The following is a 14,559-nucleotide window of genomic DNA, read 5'->3' as shown; positions in this document are numbered from 1 at the left end:
CGCCACTTTCGGCCAGCCACCGAGAAACCCCTGGTCAGACCGCCCAGGAGGGCGGGCGGTCAGGTGGCCCGGTCCGCCAGTGCCGCCGGGGGCTCGTCGTCCATCTCGAACGCCATCGGGAACGGGGCGTGGCCGGCCAGCCGGAACCAGCGGACCTTACGGTGCTCACGCAGGCGACGGGCCGCGCCGACGGCGTCGTTGTGGAAGCGGCGGGCCATCGGCACGCGCCGTACGGCCTCGGTGAGCTCACGGGCGGCCTCCTCTCCCCCGGGCGCCTCCCGCACCGCCTCGACCTGCGCCGCCTCCGCGAACACGGCCCGCAGCGCCTGGGTCAGCTCGCTCTCGGCGACCTCCCGTTGCTCCTCCTCGGCCTGCCGGGCGGCGTGCGCCGCCTCGTACAGGACGATCGACGCGGCCGGGTCGAGCACCCCCGACGTGGCCACCTCCTGCGTCACGGAGGCCCTGCGCAGCAACTGCGCGTCCAGCGCGGCACGAGCGGCGTCGATCCGGGCGTGCAGCCGGTCCAGCCGGCCCGCCGTCCAGCTCAGGTACAGGCCGACGGCCACGAGGGCGACGAGGATCCAGATGAGGGTTGCGGTCACGGCCGCACAGCCTACGCGTCACTGATCGTCGGCCGACCCCGGCACCGACTCCGTCTTCCCCGCCGTCTCGCCGCTGCGCGGCCTTCTCGCACCCAGGCACCGCCCGTGACAGCCGACGAAGAGGCTGGGCTCTTCTACGGTTGCTCGCCGTCGGCGGCTTTCCCGGTCCCTCAGTCCCTCGCCAACCCCAGACGGGCCCGCAGTCCCGTCCCGGGCTCGCGGTCGTCCGCTGCGGCGACCGCCGCCGCGCCCGCGGTGACCGTCTCGTAGACGGAGAGGATGTCCGCGCCGACGGTCGACCAGTCGAAGCGGCGGACGTGGGTGCTGCCGCGTTCGCGGAGCTCGGCGCGGCGGTCGGGGTCGCCGAGGAGGCGGATGGCGGCGGCGGCGAGGGCGTCGGCGTCCTCGTTGGTGAACAGCTCGCCCGCCGCGCCCTGGTCGAGGACCTGGGCGAAGGCGTCGAGGTCGGAAGCCAGGACCGGGGCGCCCGCGGACATCGCCTCGACGAGGATGATGCCGAAGCTCTCGCCGCCGGTGTTGGGCGCGAGGTAGACGTCGACGCTGCGCAGCAGCCGCGCCTTGTCGGCGTCGCTGATCATGCCGAGGAACTCCACGCGCGAGCGCAGCTCCCGCGGCAGGTCGGCGACCGCCGCCTCCTCGTCACCGCGGCCGGCCACCAGCAGCCGCGCCTTGGGGTACGCGGCGAAGATCTTCGGCAGGGCCCGCATCACCACGGGCAGTCCCTTGCGGGGCTCGTCGATGCGGCCGATGAAGCCGATGGTCTCGCCCTGCCACTCCGGGTTGGGGTCGGCCTTGGCGAAGAAGTCGACGTCGACGCCGTTGGGGATCACCACCGCGTCCCCGCCGAGGTGCTCGACCAGGGTGCGGCGGGCGTACTCGCTCACCGCGATGCGGGCGCTGATCTTCTCCAGCGCCGCCTGCAGGATCGAGTACGCGGCGATCATCGCCTTGGAGCGCGGGTTGGACGTGTGGAACGTGGCCACCATGGGCCCCTGCGCGGCCCAGCAGGTCAGCAGACCCAGGGACGGCGAGGTCGGCTCGTGGATGTGGACCACGTCGAACGCCCCGTCGTGCAGCCAGCGGCGCACCCGCGCGGCCGACAGGAAACCGAAGTTCAGGCGGGCCACCGAGCCGTTGTACGGCACCGGGACCGCGCGGCCGGCGGAGACGACGTACGGCGGCAGCGGCGTGTCCTCGTCGGCCGGGGCGAGGACGGACACCTCGTGGCCGAGGCGGATGAAGTACTCGGCGAGATCGCGGATGTGGAACTGGACGCCGCCCGGCACGTCCCAGGAGTACGGGCAGACGATGCCGATCCTCACGCGGTCCGCCCCTTCGCGGGGTCGAGGTCGGTGAGCCAGAGCCGTTGCAGCATGTGCCAGTCCTCCGGGTGCTCCGAGATGCCCGTGGCGAACGCGTCGGCCAGGGCCTGTGTCATGACAGACGTCTTCTCGGCGCGCGTACCTGACTCGGGCACCTCGATCGGCGGATGGACCCGGCCCCGCATGACGGGCGAGTCGTCGTACCAGAGCGTCACCGGCAGCAGCAGGGCGCCGGTCTGCTGGGCGAGCAGCGCGGGCCCTGCGGGCATCCGGGCCGTCTCGCCGAAGAACTCCACCTCCACCCCGGAGGCCGACAGGTCCCGGTCGGCCACCAGACAGACGAGGCCGCCGTCGCGCAGCCTGCGGGCCAGCGTGCCGAAGGCGGAGCCGCCGCTGTGCGGCAGGACCTCCATGCCGAGGCCCTCGCGGTAGGCGACGAAACGGTCGTACAGCGTCTCGGGCTTGAGGCGCTCGGCGACCGTGGTGAACGGCGTCTCCAGCTTGGTGGTGACCCAGGCGCCGGCCAGGTCCCAGTTCCCCAGGTGCGGCAGCGCGAGGACGACGCCCTTGCCGGAGGCGAGGCCGTCGGTCAGGTGGTGCAGGTCCTTGGGGTCGAAGCCGTTCGTGACCCGCTCGGCACTCCATGCCGGCAGCCGGAAGGACTCCATCCAGTAGCGCAGGTAGGAGCGCATGCCCGCGCGGGACAGTTCGGCCAGCCGCTCGGGGCTTGCGTCGGGCACCACGCGCGCGTAGTTGCTCTCCAGGCGCTGCACGCCCTTGCCGCGCTTTTTCCAGGCGAGGTCCGCGATGGTGCGGCCCAGGCGCACGGCGACCGGCTCGGGGAGCTTCTTGACCGTGCTCCAGCCGGCCCCGTACAGCGCGTCCGTCAGACGCTCCTGAAGCCTCACTTCGCCGCCTCACTGCTCTGCGAGTGGCCCGGGGAGCTGTCCTGCGGGCCGCCCTGGCCGCCTTGCGGAGCCTGCGCGGCGTCTGCGGCGTCTGCGGCTTCCGCCTCCGCGGACTCCCGGCGCACCGTGACCACCCGCTGGATCAGCGTGACCATGCTGCCCACGGCCACCACCCACAGCGCGATCGGCAGCAGGACGTCGATGCCCGGCACGCCGAACGTGTGCAGGCCCGCGAGTCCCGCCGCAACCAGCGAGATCACCAGCCGCTCGGCCCGCTCGACCAGGCCGTTGACCGCCACCGGCAGACCGATCGACTCGCCGCGCGCCTTGGTGTACGACACCACTTGGCCGCTGGCCAGGCAGAAGATCGACACCGCGCACAGCACGTTGTCGTCACCGGTGCCCGCGTACCAGAGGGCGAAACCGCCGAAGACCGCGCTGTCCGCGACCCGGTCCAGCGTGGAGTCCAGGAACGCGCCCCAGCGGCTGGAGCGGCCCAGCTGGCGGGCCATGTTGCCGTCGACGAGGTCGGAGAACACGAACAGTGTGATGACGATCGTGCCCCAGAAGAACTCGCCCCGGGGGAAGAAGGCCAGCGCGCCCGCGACCACACCGGCGGTGCCGATCAGCGTGACCGTGTCGGGGCTGACGCCCCTGCGGATCAGAAACGCGGCGAACGGCGTGAGGACACGCGTGAAGAATGCACGCGCGTACTTGTTCAGCATGGCCTTCCCGAGGGTCGGTGTCGCCGTGGCCCCTGCTGGCCACCGGCTGGCCCATCGTAGCCACGCGCGCGTGTCGGCGACCGCCGGGCACCCGCAGCCGCCCGCGCGATCCGGCGAACGGCCCGCGACCGACGGCAGGAGGCCGGTTCCCGTCGTTCGTATGGACGCACCGTGACGGGGGTGCAAAGCTCGAAGAACCGCGGGCGTCACCGGAGCCGCCCACCGCGGTTCCACATGCCCGCGCCCACAGTGACCTCACCGTGCACGGGAGGCAAGGCCATGGGCGACAAGGCGAACGCACACCCCGGGGCCGCCGGCAGGGCAGTGGCGGCCGACCAACCCGCGTCCGTACGGAATGTGGTGCTGGTCGGCCACTCCGGAGCGGGCAAGACGACATTGGTGGAGGCCCTCGCACTGACCGCGGGGGCGGTGAACCGGGCGGGCCGCGTGGAGGACGGCGGCACCGTCTCGGACTACGACGACATCGAGCACCGCCAGCAGCGCTCGGTGCAGCTCTCCCTGATGCCGGTCGAATGGGACGGCATCAAGATCAACATCCTGGACACCCCCGGATACGCCGACTTCGTCGGAGAACTGCGGGCCGGTCTGCGCGCGGCGGACGCGGCCCTCTTCGTCGTCTCGGCGTCGGACGGCGTGGACGGCTCCACCCGCATGGTGTGGGAGGAGTGCGCGGCCGTCGGCATGCCACGGGCCATCGTCGTCACGCACCTGGAGGCCGCGCGGGCCGACTTCGAGGAGATGACCCGGATCTGCGCCGAAGCCTTCGGCGGGGACGACCCGGACGCCGTGCTGCCGCTGTACCTGCCGCTGCACGGCCCGCAGGCACCGGACGGGCACGCGCCCGTGACCGGCCTGATCGGACTGCTGTCGCAGACGCTGTTCGACTACTCCACCGGCAAGCGGGAGGAGTCCCAGCCCGGCGAGGACGAGCTGCCGCTGATCGAGGAGGCCCGCAACCGGCTGATCGAGGGCATCATCGCCGAGAGCGAGGACGAGACCCTCATGGACCGGTACGTCGGCGGCGAGCCGATCGACGTCAAGACGCTCATCCAGGACCTGGAGCGGGCCGTCGCACGCGGCACCTTCCACCCCGTCCTGGCCGCGGCCCCCGCCGCCGAGGGCGCCCGCCAGGGCCTCGGCACCATCGAACTCCTGGAGCTGATCACCCGCGGCTTCCCGACCCCGCTGGAGCGGGAGGCACCCGCCGTCACCACGCCCGACGGCAAACCCCGCGACCTCGCCGTCTGCGACCCCTCCGGGCCGCTGGTCGCCGAGGTCGTCAAGACCGCCTCCGACCCGTACGTCGGCCGTGTCTCGCTGGTCCGCGTATTCTCCGGCACCCTGCGCCCCGACGAGACGGTCCATGTCTCCGGGCACGGCCTCGCCGACCGCGGCCACGAGGACCACGACGTCGACGAGCGCATCGGCGCCCTGTCCACGCCGTTCGGCAAACAGCAGCGCCCCGTCACCCACGCCGTCGCCGGGGACCTGGTCTGCGTGGCGAAACTGAACCGCGCGGAGACCGGCGACACCCTCTCCGCCAAGGACGACCCGCTGCTGATGGAGCCCTGGCGGATGCCCGACCCGCTGCTGCCGCTCGCCATCCAGGCCCACAGCAAGGCCGACGAGGACAAGCTCTCCCAGGGCCTGTCACGGCTCGCCGCCGAGGACCCCACCATGCGCCTGGAGCAGAACCAGCACACCCACCAGGTCGTCCTGTGGTGCCTGGGCGAGGCGCACGCCGACGTCGCGCTGGAACGGCTGCGCAGCCGCTACGGCGTCCAGGTCGACGTCGTCCCCCACAAGGTGTCCCTGCGGGAGACCTTCGCGGCGAGGTCGGCCGGGCGCGGACGGCATGTGAAGCAGTCCGGCGGACACGGCCAGTACGCCATCTGCGAGATCGAGGTGGAGCCCCTGCCCGGCGGCTCCGGCATCGAGTTCGTCGACAAGGTCGTCGGCGGAGCGGTGCCCCGGCAGTTCATCCCCTCCGTCGAGAAGGGCGTACGCGCCCAGGCCGCCAAGGGCGTCGCCGCCGGGCATCCGCTCGTCGACGTACGCATCACCCTGCTCGACGGCAAGGCGCACTCGGTGGACTCCTCCGACGCCGCCTTCCAGACAGCGGGCGCGCTCGCGCTCAGGGAAGCCGCGGCCGACGCGAAGATCCATCTGCTGGAGCCGGTCGCCGAGGTCAGCGTGCTCGTCGGCGACGAGTACGTGGGCGCCGTGATGAGCGACCTGTCCGGCCGGCGCGGCCGGGTCCTCGGCACCGAGCAGACCAGCGGCGGCCGCACCCTCATCAAGGCCGAGGTGCCGGAGATCGAGATCGGCCGGTACGCGGTCGACCTGCGCTCCCTCTCCCACGGCACCGCCCGCTTCGACCGCTCCTACGCCCGGCACGAACCCATGCCGCAGCAGGTCGCCGAGCGGCTTCGCCAACAGGAGGCGAAAGCCTCCTAGTTGAGGCGGTCCGGCGCCAAATGGCGCTACGCGGACCGCTCTCCCCCGGGTCGGCGGACGGCTTTCGGTCGTCCGCCGACGCGATGTCGGTGGCTGCGGATACGCTGATGACCTGATCAACAGGTGTGCGGGGCAGGGAAGTCGGGAAGGCCGCAGAGGCGAACCACAGCGGCGAGGGGGCGGGAATGACCGTTGACAGCGGTTACGCGGACATCTTCGGACCACAGGTGCCGCGCACAGGCGACGAGGGCCAGACGGCGACCTTCGCGCTGGCCTCCGCGGCCTACCGGGACAGCCCGATGGAGGACATAAAGAAAGCCGACAACGACTGGCACCAGACAACCGTCAACGACGGCCGCTCCTGGGCGGCGATCTTCCGGCCCAACCTGGGCGAGGCGTTCTCCCGCGCGGTCGTCGACCGCATGCTGGGCAGCGGCCGCAAGCCGCTCATCCAGTCCTTCGGCACCGAACCCCAGGTGATCGTCGAGCACTGCCTGGCCGCCAACCGCATCCGCCGCGAGCGCGACAACAAACTCACCGCGATCAGCGTGGTGTGCGGACTGCTCTTCCTGCCCGGCTTCCTGGTGTGGCTGCTCGTCTTCCAACTGCGCGCCACCATCGACCGGCGCGACGACAAGCGCGCCTCCGCGCTCGCCACCACCCTGCTCGTCGCCGTCGGCGCCCTCGCCGTGGTCTTCCTGCTCCGGATGCCGTTCGCCGGGTTCTGGGGCTGGTACGCGCGCGCGGCCGTCCTGCTGCCCGTGATCGGCTGGTTCGGCGCCCGCCGGATCTGCGAGTCGACCGCGCGGGACCTGCGCGAGCGCTGGTCGAGCCTGCTGTCGGGCAGCAGCGTCGGCGCCAAGGTCCCCGAGGCCGTCCCCAGCAGCCCCGGCGAGACCGCCGCCGAACAGCTCCGCCAGTCCCTGGCCCGCCTCAGCGCCGAGCAGCAGTCCAACTCCGTCTTCTACGCCGGGCCCAAGGGCATCCTCGGCATGGGCACCCGCTGGGGCGCCTGGCAGCTCGCCGAGGAACTGGTGCCCGCCGACGCCGACCGGGAGATCCACCCCTTCCGCAGCTGGGACGTGGTCCGCGCGATCCACGACCAGCTGCGCATGCTGGAACGCGGCCCGCTGAACACGGGAGGCTTCCCCACCCCGTCGATACGGCACTGGGTCGTCACCCCCGTCGGGGAGAACGCCAAGGCCGTCTCCCGGCCCGAGGGCACCGACGTGGAGGCCTACCAGGTCAAGCCGCACGCCATCCAGGAGATCTGCAACCGCCAGCAGTTCGGCGCCGGCGACCGCCACTACCTGGGCGTGCAGTGGACCCTGTGGGACGGCCAGTTGATCATCACCATGCTGATCACCGTCACCGTGCTGCACGCCACCCTGCGCATCGAGGTCACCGGCCACGCCCTGGGCCCGGTCAACCCGCTGTTCATGGCCAAGCCGGAGGCCCCGACCAAGCAGGTCACCAAGCAGTTCAAGCCGTGGGAGAGCCGCACGGTCAAGCTGCCGCTGGTCACCACCAACGAGGTCGTACGGCTCGCCGTCCGCGCCCCGCTGACCTGGTACCCGCCGCTGCTGAACTGGCTCGGCGGCTCCATAGCCCTGCCCGAGCCCTTCGGCCTGCGGCACGCCTGGGCCGACCAGCCCTGGCGCCACCGCTTCATGGCCGACGACGCCCTGCGCGCGGCGACCCCGGTGCTGCGGGTCGTGCACTCGGCCGCGATCAGGGTGCTGGAGGAGAACGGCGTGGACACCGACAAGTTCGGCGCCCGCTCGGCCTTCCTCAGCGGCAACGTCCAGGACCCGACGCCCAGGAAGGCCGACCTCTACGACGCGTGAGGCCTCGACGGCGCGCAGGGGCTCACACCGGCCAGGCGTCCGCCAGCATCTTCCGGGTGTCGGCCAGCAACTGCGGCAGCACCTTGGTGTGACCGACGACCGGCATGAAGTTGGTGTCGCCGCCCCAGCGCGGGACGATGTGCTGGTGCAGGTGGGCGGCGATACCGGCGCCCGCCACCGTGCCCTGGTTCATGCCGATGTTGAAGCCGTGCGCGCCGGACGCGGTGCGCAGGGCCGTCATCGCCTGCTTCGTCAGCTCGGCCAGCTCGGCCGTCTCCGCCTCGGTGAGATCGGTGTAGTCGGCGACATGACGGTAGGGCACGGTCATCAGATGGCCGCCGTTGTACGGGTACAGGTTCAGCACCGCGTACACCTGCGCACCCCGCTTGACGATCAGCCCGTCCTCGTCCGACTTGGCCGGGATCGAGCAGAAGGGACAGCCGTCGTCGGCCCCGGGGCCGGTCGGCTTGTTCTCACCCTGGATGTACGCCATCCGATGGGGCGTCCACAGGCGCTGGAACGCGTCCTGCGTCCCCACTCCGATCTGCTGTTCCGGCTCACTCGTCATGCAGTGCAGCATATGGCTTCGCCCGTTCGTGGCGTGTCGCCGGGGCGAGGGAGGGCCCGCCCCGAGCCAAGCTGAGCCGGTGGACACCGACAGCCGGGACAACCGCCGGGCCCGCTGGGAGCAGCGCACCGAGACACCGCTCGCCGCGGCCTCCTTCGCCTTCTTCATCGCCTACGCGGCCCACGTCCTGGCCCCCGGCGGTGACCTGCCCCTCGCCGTGATGTGCGCCGCGTGGGCGCTGTTCGCCCTGGACTACGGGGTGCGCTGGCGGCTCAGCGGCCAGGGCGCCGGCTTCGTACGGCGGAACTGGCTGGACACCGTCGTGGTGCTTCTGCCGCTGCTGCGCCCGCTGCGGATCGTCCGGCTGTACGAGGCGGTCCTGCGGCGGCGCGAACGGCCCCGGCTGCCGCTGCACGCGCGCGTGATCACGTACGCCGGGATCTCCACCGCGCTGCTCGGCTTCGGCGGGGCCCTCGCCGTCTACCAGCAGGAACGCGGGGCGCCCGGAGCGAGCATGCGCACCTTCGGGGACGCCGTCTGGTGGACCTGCTCGACACTCGCCACCGTCGGCTACGGCGACATCGCCCCGGTCACGCCGCTCGGCCGGCTGATCGCCACCGGCCTGATGGCCTGCGGCCTGGCCCTGCTGGGCGCGGTGACGGGCTCGTTCTCGTCCTGGCTGATCCAGGTGTTCTCACGCGAGGACGACGAGAACGGCGAAAGGCCCCCGGGGTGAACCCCGGGGGCCTTCGGCGACAGGGTCAGACCTGCGTCCGCTCCTCGACGACCTTGAGGATCTTCTCGATCGCCTCGTCGAAGGGGATGCCGTTCTCCTGCGAGCCGTCGCGGTAGCGGAAGGACACCGAGCCGGCCGACATGTCCTCGTCGCCCGCGATGACCATGAAGGGCACCTTCTGCTTCTGGGCGTTGCGGATCTTCTTCTGCATGCGGTCCGAGGAAGAGTCCACCTCGACCCGCAGGCCCTTCTTCTTCGCGGCCGCGGCGAACTTCTCCAGGTACTCCACGTGCGCGTCACCGATCGGGATGCCGACCGCCTGCACAGGGGCGAGCCACGCCGGGAAGGCGCCCGCGTAGTGCTCCAGGAGCACCGCGAAGAAGCGCTCGATGGAGCCGAACAGCGCGCGGTGGATCATGACGGGGCGCTGCTTGGCGCCGTCCGCGCCGGTGTACTCCAGGTCGAAGCGCTCGGGCAGGTTGAAGTCGAGCTGGATCGTCGACATCTGCCAGGTGCGGCCGATGGCGTCCTTGGCCTGGACGGAGATCTTCGGGCCGTAGAACGCGGCGCCGCCCGGGTCCGGGACCAGGGGCAGGCCCTGCTTCTCGGCGACCTGGCGCAGCGTCTCGGTGGCCTCTTCCCAGGCCTCGTCCGTCCCGACGTACTTCTCCGGGTCCTTGGTGGACAGCTCCAGGTAGAAGTCGGTCAGGCCGTAGTCGCGCAGCAGGCCGAGGACGAAGGTGAGCGTCTTGTCGAGCTCCTCCGACATCTGCTCGCGGGTGCAGTAGATGTGGGCGTCGTCCTGCGTGAAGCCGCGCGCACGGGTCAGGCCGTGCACGACACCCGACTTCTCGTACCGGTACACGGTCCCGAACTCGAAGAGGCGCAGCGGCAGTTCACGGTACGAGCGGCCACGCGCGTCGAAGATCAGGTTGTGCATCGGGCAGTTCATGGGCTTGAGGTAGTAGTCCACGCCCTCGTCGAGCTGCATGGGCGGGTACATGCCGTCGGCGTACCAGTCCAGGTGCCCGGACGTCTCGAAGAGCTTCCCCTTCGTGGCGTGCGGGGTGTAGACGAACTCGTAGCCCTCTTCCTCGTGGCGGCGCCGCGAGTAGTCCTCCATGACCCGTCGGATGATGCCGCCCTTGGGGTGGAAGACGGCGAGGCCGGAGCCGATCTGCTCCGGGATGGAGAACAGGTCGAGCTCGTTGCCCAGCTTGCGGTGGTCGCGCTTCTCGGCCTCGGCGAGGAAGTCGAGGTGGGCCTTCAGCTCGTCCTTGGAGGGCCAGGCGGTGCCGTAGATGCGCTGGAGCATGGGGTTCTTCTCGCTGCCGCGCCAGTAGGCGGCCGCGTTGCGCATCAGCTTGAACGCCGGGATGAGGCGGGTGGAGGGCAGGTGCGGACCTCGGCAGAGGTCCTTCCAGCACAGCTCGCCGGTCTTGGGGTCCAGGTTGTCGTAGATCGTCAGCTCGCCGGCGCCGACCTCGACGTCCGCGCCGTCGTCGCTGGAGGCGGCGCCCTTGAGGCCGATCAGCTCCAGCTTGTACGGCTCGTTCGCCAGCTCCTCGCGGGCGGCCTCGTCGGTGACCACGCGGCGGGCGAACTTCTGCCCGCGCTTCTGGATCTCCTGCATCTTCTTCTCGATGGCCTTGAGGTCATCGGGATGGAACGGCTTCTCGACGTCGAAGTCGTAGTAGAAGCCGTCCTTGACGGGCGGGCCGATGCCCAGCTTGGCCTCGGGGAACAGCTCCTGCACGGCCTGGGCCATCACATGCGCGGTGGAGTGGCGCAGGATGTTCAGGCCGTCCTCGGAGGAGATCTCGACGCCCTCGACGGTCTCCCCGTCCTTGAGGACGTAGGCGAGGTCCTTCAGCTCGCCGCCCACGCGCGCGGCGACGATCGAGCGCTCGCCGGCGAAGAGGTCGGCGGCCGTAGTGCCCGTCGTCACCACGCGCTCTTCCCGCTCGGAATCGCGTTGGATGATCACACGGACGTCTGACACCGGTCTCTCCTGACTGAAGGTGGGGTGCGGCGCGATACCGGAGCGCACGCATTGACTGCGATCGTACCGACCCGGCGCCCCTGACCGCGAAATCATTCCCCGCCGCAGGCCTCCTCCAGGAAGTCCAGGTTCTCCTGCATGGACTTCAGCAGCCGGTCCCGCTCCTCCTCGTCGACCTGCACGGGCACGACCCCCGAGGCGCCGGTCAGCCGTCGGAAGCCGCCCCTGCTCTCCAGGCGTCCCTGCAGTCGAACCGGGAGCCCGACGAGGTGGGCGTGCCCGGCGATGCGGTAGTCCTCCTCGTCGAGGACGACCCGGACGTGCGGGATCTCGGCGCCCGCGAGCACCCGCAGCCGCACACTGCCCTCGCCGCGCGGCTGCGAGCGGCGCATGCGGACGACGGCGCCGGTGATCCGCACGGACACGGAGGGCTCGGCGCGCAGATAACGCGCGCCGGCCTCGCGCAGCGCGGGCAGGTCGCCGGGCGAGAACTCGACGCCTTCGCCGGCGCAGCCGTCGGGGACGCCGGCGGCGGGCGCCCAGGCGACGGCGATCCGGGCGCCCTCGCTGCCGCGGACCAGGGCGATCAGCGCCTCGGTGAGTTCGCGGCTGACCCCGGCCTCGATCGCGCCGTCGAAGGCGTCCATGCCGCCGGTGGCGCGCTGGTAGTCGACGGCTTCGCGGGCGGCGTACAGCGCCTGGTGGAGGCGTACGGCGAGGGGCCGGCCGCCGGTGACGGGCACGAACGCGGTGAGCCGGTCCCCGCCCCCGGCGCCGACGAGGACGCTGTCCAGCAGCGCGGCGGCGGGGCGCCGGTGCCGGGCGCCGTGGTAGCCGGCCCGGGCGCGGGTGGCGAGGGCTGCGGCGAGCAGCATCTGGCGGGCGGCGGCGCGCAGTTGTTCCTCCACCGCCCAGGAGGCCGGCCCGCCGGGGGTGTCCCGCCACCAGCGGATCTCGTCGCTGGGCACGCTCAGCCCGAGGAGCACCTCGCGGGCGGAGGGCGTGGCGCTGCGGGCGAGGGCGTCGAGGGCCTCGCCGAGCAGGTCGTCGCTGTCGGGGAAGGCGCGGCTCTCCGGCACGAGGAGGCTGGTGCCGGCGCCGGCCGGGCCGGGCGGGGTCCAGCGGCCGTAGCGTCCGGCGGCTCCGCCGCGGCGCTGCCAGCCGTGCCGGTGCAGCAGGGCGGCGAGGACGGCGGGGTCGACGGCCCCGGGCTCGGCGGGACGGTGCCACTGCGCGTCCTCGAACGGGCGGTGGGTCATGGTCTGCCTCCCGTCCCGACGCGCGTCATGATCTCGCACAGCGCCCGGTCGTCGAAGATCCGCGCGGTGGGGACGCGCACGGTGGTGCGGTGCCGGCCGGTGATCGGGTGGCCGGCGAGGTTGACCCAGTAGCAGCAGTGTCGGAGGTCGAGCCGGTCGTGGCTGGCGCGCAGCCAGTCGTCCTGGGACCGGGGCACGAGCATCACCACCAGGATCTTGTGCACGGAGACCGGGGTCCGGGCGAGCTTGCGCAGATGGTCGTTGTCGAGGGTGAAGGAGAAGGAGCGGCCCGCCGGGTTCGGCGCGATCTGGTACGTCGCCTTGAGCTGGACCTTGATGGTGACCTCGTCGTCGACCGTGTGCCCGGGGGCGCTGTGGCTGACGTGCCAGTCGATGCCGTTGTCGGGGAACGGCTGGGACAGCGAGCAGCCGGCGGCCGCCGCGACGGCGTGCAGATAGCCCACCTGCAGTGTCTCCATGCAGGCGGTGGTGGCGAGTGTGCCGCGAGCCGGTCCCGTGCGCTCGGGCAGCAGCCCGCCCCGCTCGGGCTGCGCTATCGCCATGACCGACAGCCTTCCAGGCAAGGTGATTTCCCCGTGCGGGCCGCTGAACTGCAAAGACCCGTACTCCTGTTGTCTCCTTCCGGCGTAGTGCGCAAACAGCCCGGGTATCACCAAACGGGCAGAAGACGGTGCGTCAGCTGCCCTGGGTGACCGAGGAGTTGTGACGCGATGAAGATCTGGTACGAGGGGCCGCTGGCGGCATTCGACACGGAGACTACGGGTGTGGACGTCGAGACCGACCGGATCGTGTCGGCCGCCCTCGTCGTCCAGGACGCGCCGGGCACCCGGCCGCGCGTGACCCGCTGGCTGGTGAACCCGGGTGTGCCGGTGCCCGAGGAGGCGACGGCGGTCCACGGACTGACGGAGGATCATCTCCAGCGCAACGGCCGCTGGCCGGCGCCGGTGATGCACGAGATAGCCGCCGGCCTGCGCGAACAGGCCGGGGTGGGACGGCCGCTGGTGGTGATGAACGCGCCATTCGACCTGACCCTGCTGGACCGGGAGCTGCGCCGGCACCGCGCCTCGTCGCTGGGCCGCTGGTTCGAGTCGACGCCGCTGCTGGTGCTGGACCCGCGGGTGCTGGACAAGCATCTGGACCGCTACCGCAAGGGCCGGCGCACGCTGACCGACCTGTGCGCGCACTACGGCGTCCCGCTGGACGACGCGCACGACGCGGCCGCGGACGCGGTGGCCGCGCTGGAGGTCGTACGGGCGGTGGGGCGCAGGTTCGCCTCGCGGCTGGAGCGGCTGTCCCCCGCCGAACTGCACACGCTGCAGGCGGTGTGGCATGCGGCACAGGCACGTGGGCTGCAGACGTGGTTCGCGCGCAACGGCAGCGAGGAGGAGGTCGACCCGGCGTGGCCGCTGCGTCCGGAGCTGCCGGCCGCGGCATGAAGAAGGCCGGTCCGCGCTGGGCGGACCGGCCTTTCCCGGTGGGCGATACTGGGTTCGAACCAGTGACCTCTTCGGTGTGAACGAAGCGCTCTCCCACTGAGCTAATCGCCCGGGAACGCACTGAACAATACAGGTCCCCGCGGGGTTCGTTCAAACCGTTCGCAGGTACGCGAGGAGTCCGCGGTGCCCGGCGCGCATCATCAGCCGGTGATTGGCGCGGAAGACGGCCCGTCCCGGCAGGGCGAGCCGTCTGAGCAGCGGCTTGTTGACGTCGACGACCTGCTCGTAGCGGGCGAGGCTGCCGCTGCCGTGCGCGCGGACGGTCCAGCGGGCCCAGCCGTCGATGTCGCCGCTCATGGCGATCTCCAGCACTCCGGCGGCTGGGTCGCGGCGCACCTCACGGGCCGTGAAGGTCATGTCGTACGGCAGGACGGAGCGGATGCGGATCACGCCGGTGGTGTCGTCGAGGCGTGTGACCTCGCGGACCTGGGGCCACCAGCGCGGATAGTCCTCGGGGCGTTCGAGGACGGCGTAGACGGCGACCGGGGGCGCGGGCACGGCCCACAGGCTGCGAAAGCGGTAGTGGTGCCACTCCATGGTTCCAGTCTGCCCGGTTCTGAGTACGTCCTCTGAG

13 protein-coding genes and 1 tRNA gene are annotated in these 14,559 nt (G+C 71.7%); 4 read left to right on the top strand and 10 right to left on the bottom strand.

Annotated elements, in window-relative coordinates:
- Positions 1–59 precede the first annotated feature (59 nt).
- From ACIQ6Y_RS28810 to pgsA, 4 genes are all read right to left on the bottom strand, one after another.
- Entirely contained in the window at positions 60–602 is a 543-nt protein-coding gene (locus ACIQ6Y_RS28810) for a hypothetical protein (protein ID WP_404043081.1), read from the bottom strand.
- Positions 603–772: 170 nt separating this feature from the next.
- Positions 773–1,945 carry a glycosyltransferase family 4 protein gene (locus tag ACIQ6Y_RS28805; protein ID WP_404043079.1) on the bottom strand — a complete coding sequence of 391 codons (1,173 nt, stop codon included), beginning with the start codon at positions 1,943–1,945 and terminating at the stop codon, positions 773–775.
- Positions 1,942–2,853 carry a phosphatidylinositol mannoside acyltransferase gene (locus ACIQ6Y_RS28800; RefSeq protein ID WP_404043077.1) on the bottom strand — a complete coding sequence of 304 codons (912 nt, stop codon included), beginning with the start codon at positions 2,851–2,853 and terminating at the stop codon, positions 1,942–1,944. The genes ACIQ6Y_RS28805 and ACIQ6Y_RS28800 overlap by 4 nt, the downstream gene beginning before the upstream one ends.
- The gene (gene pgsA, locus ACIQ6Y_RS28795) at positions 2,850–3,578 is read right to left on the bottom strand and encodes a phosphatidylinositol phosphate synthase (RefSeq protein WP_404043075.1); all 729 of its coding nucleotides are present in this window, start codon (positions 3,576–3,578) and stop codon (positions 2,850–2,852) included. The genes ACIQ6Y_RS28800 and pgsA overlap by 4 nt, the downstream gene beginning before the upstream one ends.
- Before the next feature lie 279 nt (positions 3,579–3,857).
- Between pgsA and ACIQ6Y_RS28790 the strand changes: the two genes are divergently transcribed.
- Positions 3,858–6,056 (top strand): elongation factor G-like protein EF-G2, encoded by a 2,199-nt coding sequence (locus ACIQ6Y_RS28790; RefSeq protein WP_404043073.1) that lies wholly within the window; start codon positions 3,858–3,860, stop codon positions 6,054–6,056.
- Between the two features lie 185 nt (positions 6,057–6,241).
- The gene (locus ACIQ6Y_RS28785) at positions 6,242–7,903 is read left to right on the top strand and encodes a hypothetical protein (protein WP_404043072.1); all 1,662 of its coding nucleotides are present in this window, start codon (positions 6,242–6,244) and stop codon (positions 7,901–7,903) included.
- Between the two features lie 22 nt (positions 7,904–7,925).
- Here the strand turns inward: ACIQ6Y_RS28785 and ACIQ6Y_RS28780 are convergent, their stop codons facing one another.
- Positions 7,926–8,483, bottom strand: a complete 558-nt coding sequence (locus ACIQ6Y_RS28780) for an HIT family protein (protein WP_404043070.1) — start codon at positions 8,481–8,483, stop codon at positions 7,926–7,928.
- A gap of 16 nt (positions 8,484–8,499) precedes the next feature.
- On the opposite strand from ACIQ6Y_RS28780, the gene ACIQ6Y_RS28775 reads away from it, so the two are divergent.
- The gene (locus ACIQ6Y_RS28775; RefSeq protein ID WP_404043068.1) at positions 8,500–9,207 is read left to right on the top strand and encodes a potassium channel family protein; all 708 of its coding nucleotides are present in this window, start codon (positions 8,500–8,502) and stop codon (positions 9,205–9,207) included.
- 25 nt (positions 9,208–9,232) lie between these two features.
- Here ACIQ6Y_RS28775 and thrS read toward each other — a convergent pair whose 3' ends face one another.
- From thrS to ACIQ6Y_RS28760, 3 genes are all read right to left on the bottom strand, one after another.
- Entirely contained in the window at positions 9,233–11,209 is a 1,977-nt protein-coding gene (thrS, locus tag ACIQ6Y_RS28770) for a threonine--tRNA ligase (protein ID WP_404043066.1), read from the bottom strand.
- 92 nt (positions 11,210–11,301) lie between these two features.
- A complete protein-coding gene (locus tag ACIQ6Y_RS28765; RefSeq protein WP_404043064.1) occupies positions 11,302–12,468 on the bottom strand; it encodes a hypothetical protein in 1,167 nt (388 codons plus the stop codon).
- On the bottom strand, positions 12,465–13,031 hold the full coding sequence (locus ACIQ6Y_RS28760) for a DUF4365 domain-containing protein (RefSeq protein ID WP_404043062.1): 567 nt from the start codon (positions 13,029–13,031) through the stop codon (positions 12,465–12,467). Before ACIQ6Y_RS28760 ends, ACIQ6Y_RS28765 begins: the two co-directional genes overlap by 4 nt.
- 168 nt (positions 13,032–13,199) lie before the next feature.
- Here ACIQ6Y_RS28760 and ACIQ6Y_RS28755 point away from each other — a divergent pair, with 168 nt between their 5' ends.
- Positions 13,200–13,925, top strand: coding sequence for a 3'-5' exonuclease (locus ACIQ6Y_RS28755; RefSeq protein ID WP_404043060.1), 726 nt, complete (start codon positions 13,200–13,202; stop codon positions 13,923–13,925).
- A 39-nt stretch (positions 13,926–13,964) separates the two neighbouring features.
- On the opposite strand, the gene ACIQ6Y_RS28750 is transcribed toward ACIQ6Y_RS28755, so the two are convergent.
- Positions 13,965–14,036: transfer RNA gene (locus tag ACIQ6Y_RS28750), tRNA-Val, on the bottom strand.
- A gap of 39 nt (positions 14,037–14,075) precedes the next feature.
- Positions 14,076–14,522: an SRPBCC family protein gene (locus ACIQ6Y_RS28745; protein ID WP_404043058.1), complete on the bottom strand. Its 447-nt coding sequence runs from the start codon at positions 14,520–14,522 to the stop codon at positions 14,076–14,078.
- Between the last annotated feature and the right edge of the window lie 37 nt (positions 14,523–14,559).

Origin of the sequence: Streptomyces sp. NPDC096205 (assembly GCF_044763135.1) — a bacterium.
Lineage (GTDB): Bacteria > Actinomycetota > Actinomycetes > Streptomycetales > Streptomycetaceae > Streptomyces.
The sequence above is the reverse complement of the archived record's forward strand: the minus strand, read 5'-3'. Positions and strand labels throughout refer to the sequence as shown.

Excerpts from the sequence above, each read along its gene's own strand:
- pgsA (WP_404043075.1), bottom strand. The coding sequence starts at position 3,578 with ATGCTGAACAAGTACGCGCGTGCATTCTTCACGCGTGTCCTCACGCCG.
- ACIQ6Y_RS28790 (WP_404043073.1), top strand. The coding sequence starts at position 3,858 with ATGGGCGACAAGGCGAACGCACACCCCGGGGCCGCCGGCAGGGCAGTG.
- ACIQ6Y_RS28785 (WP_404043072.1), top strand. The coding sequence starts at position 6,242 with ATGACCGTTGACAGCGGTTACGCGGACATCTTCGGACCACAGGTGCCG.
- ACIQ6Y_RS28780 (WP_404043070.1), bottom strand. The coding sequence starts at position 8,483 with ATGCTGCACTGCATGACGAGTGAGCCGGAACAGCAGATCGGAGTGGGG.
- ACIQ6Y_RS28765 (WP_404043064.1), bottom strand. The coding sequence starts at position 12,468 with ATGACCCACCGCCCGTTCGAGGACGCGCAGTGGCACCGTCCCGCCGAG.
- ACIQ6Y_RS28760 (WP_404043062.1), bottom strand. The coding sequence starts at position 13,031 with ATGGCGATAGCGCAGCCCGAGCGGGGCGGGCTGCTGCCCGAGCGCACG.
- ACIQ6Y_RS28755 (WP_404043060.1), top strand. The coding sequence starts at position 13,200 with ATGAAGATCTGGTACGAGGGGCCGCTGGCGGCATTCGACACGGAGACT.
- ACIQ6Y_RS28745 (WP_404043058.1), bottom strand. The coding sequence starts at position 14,522 with ATGGAGTGGCACCACTACCGCTTTCGCAGCCTGTGGGCCGTGCCCGCG.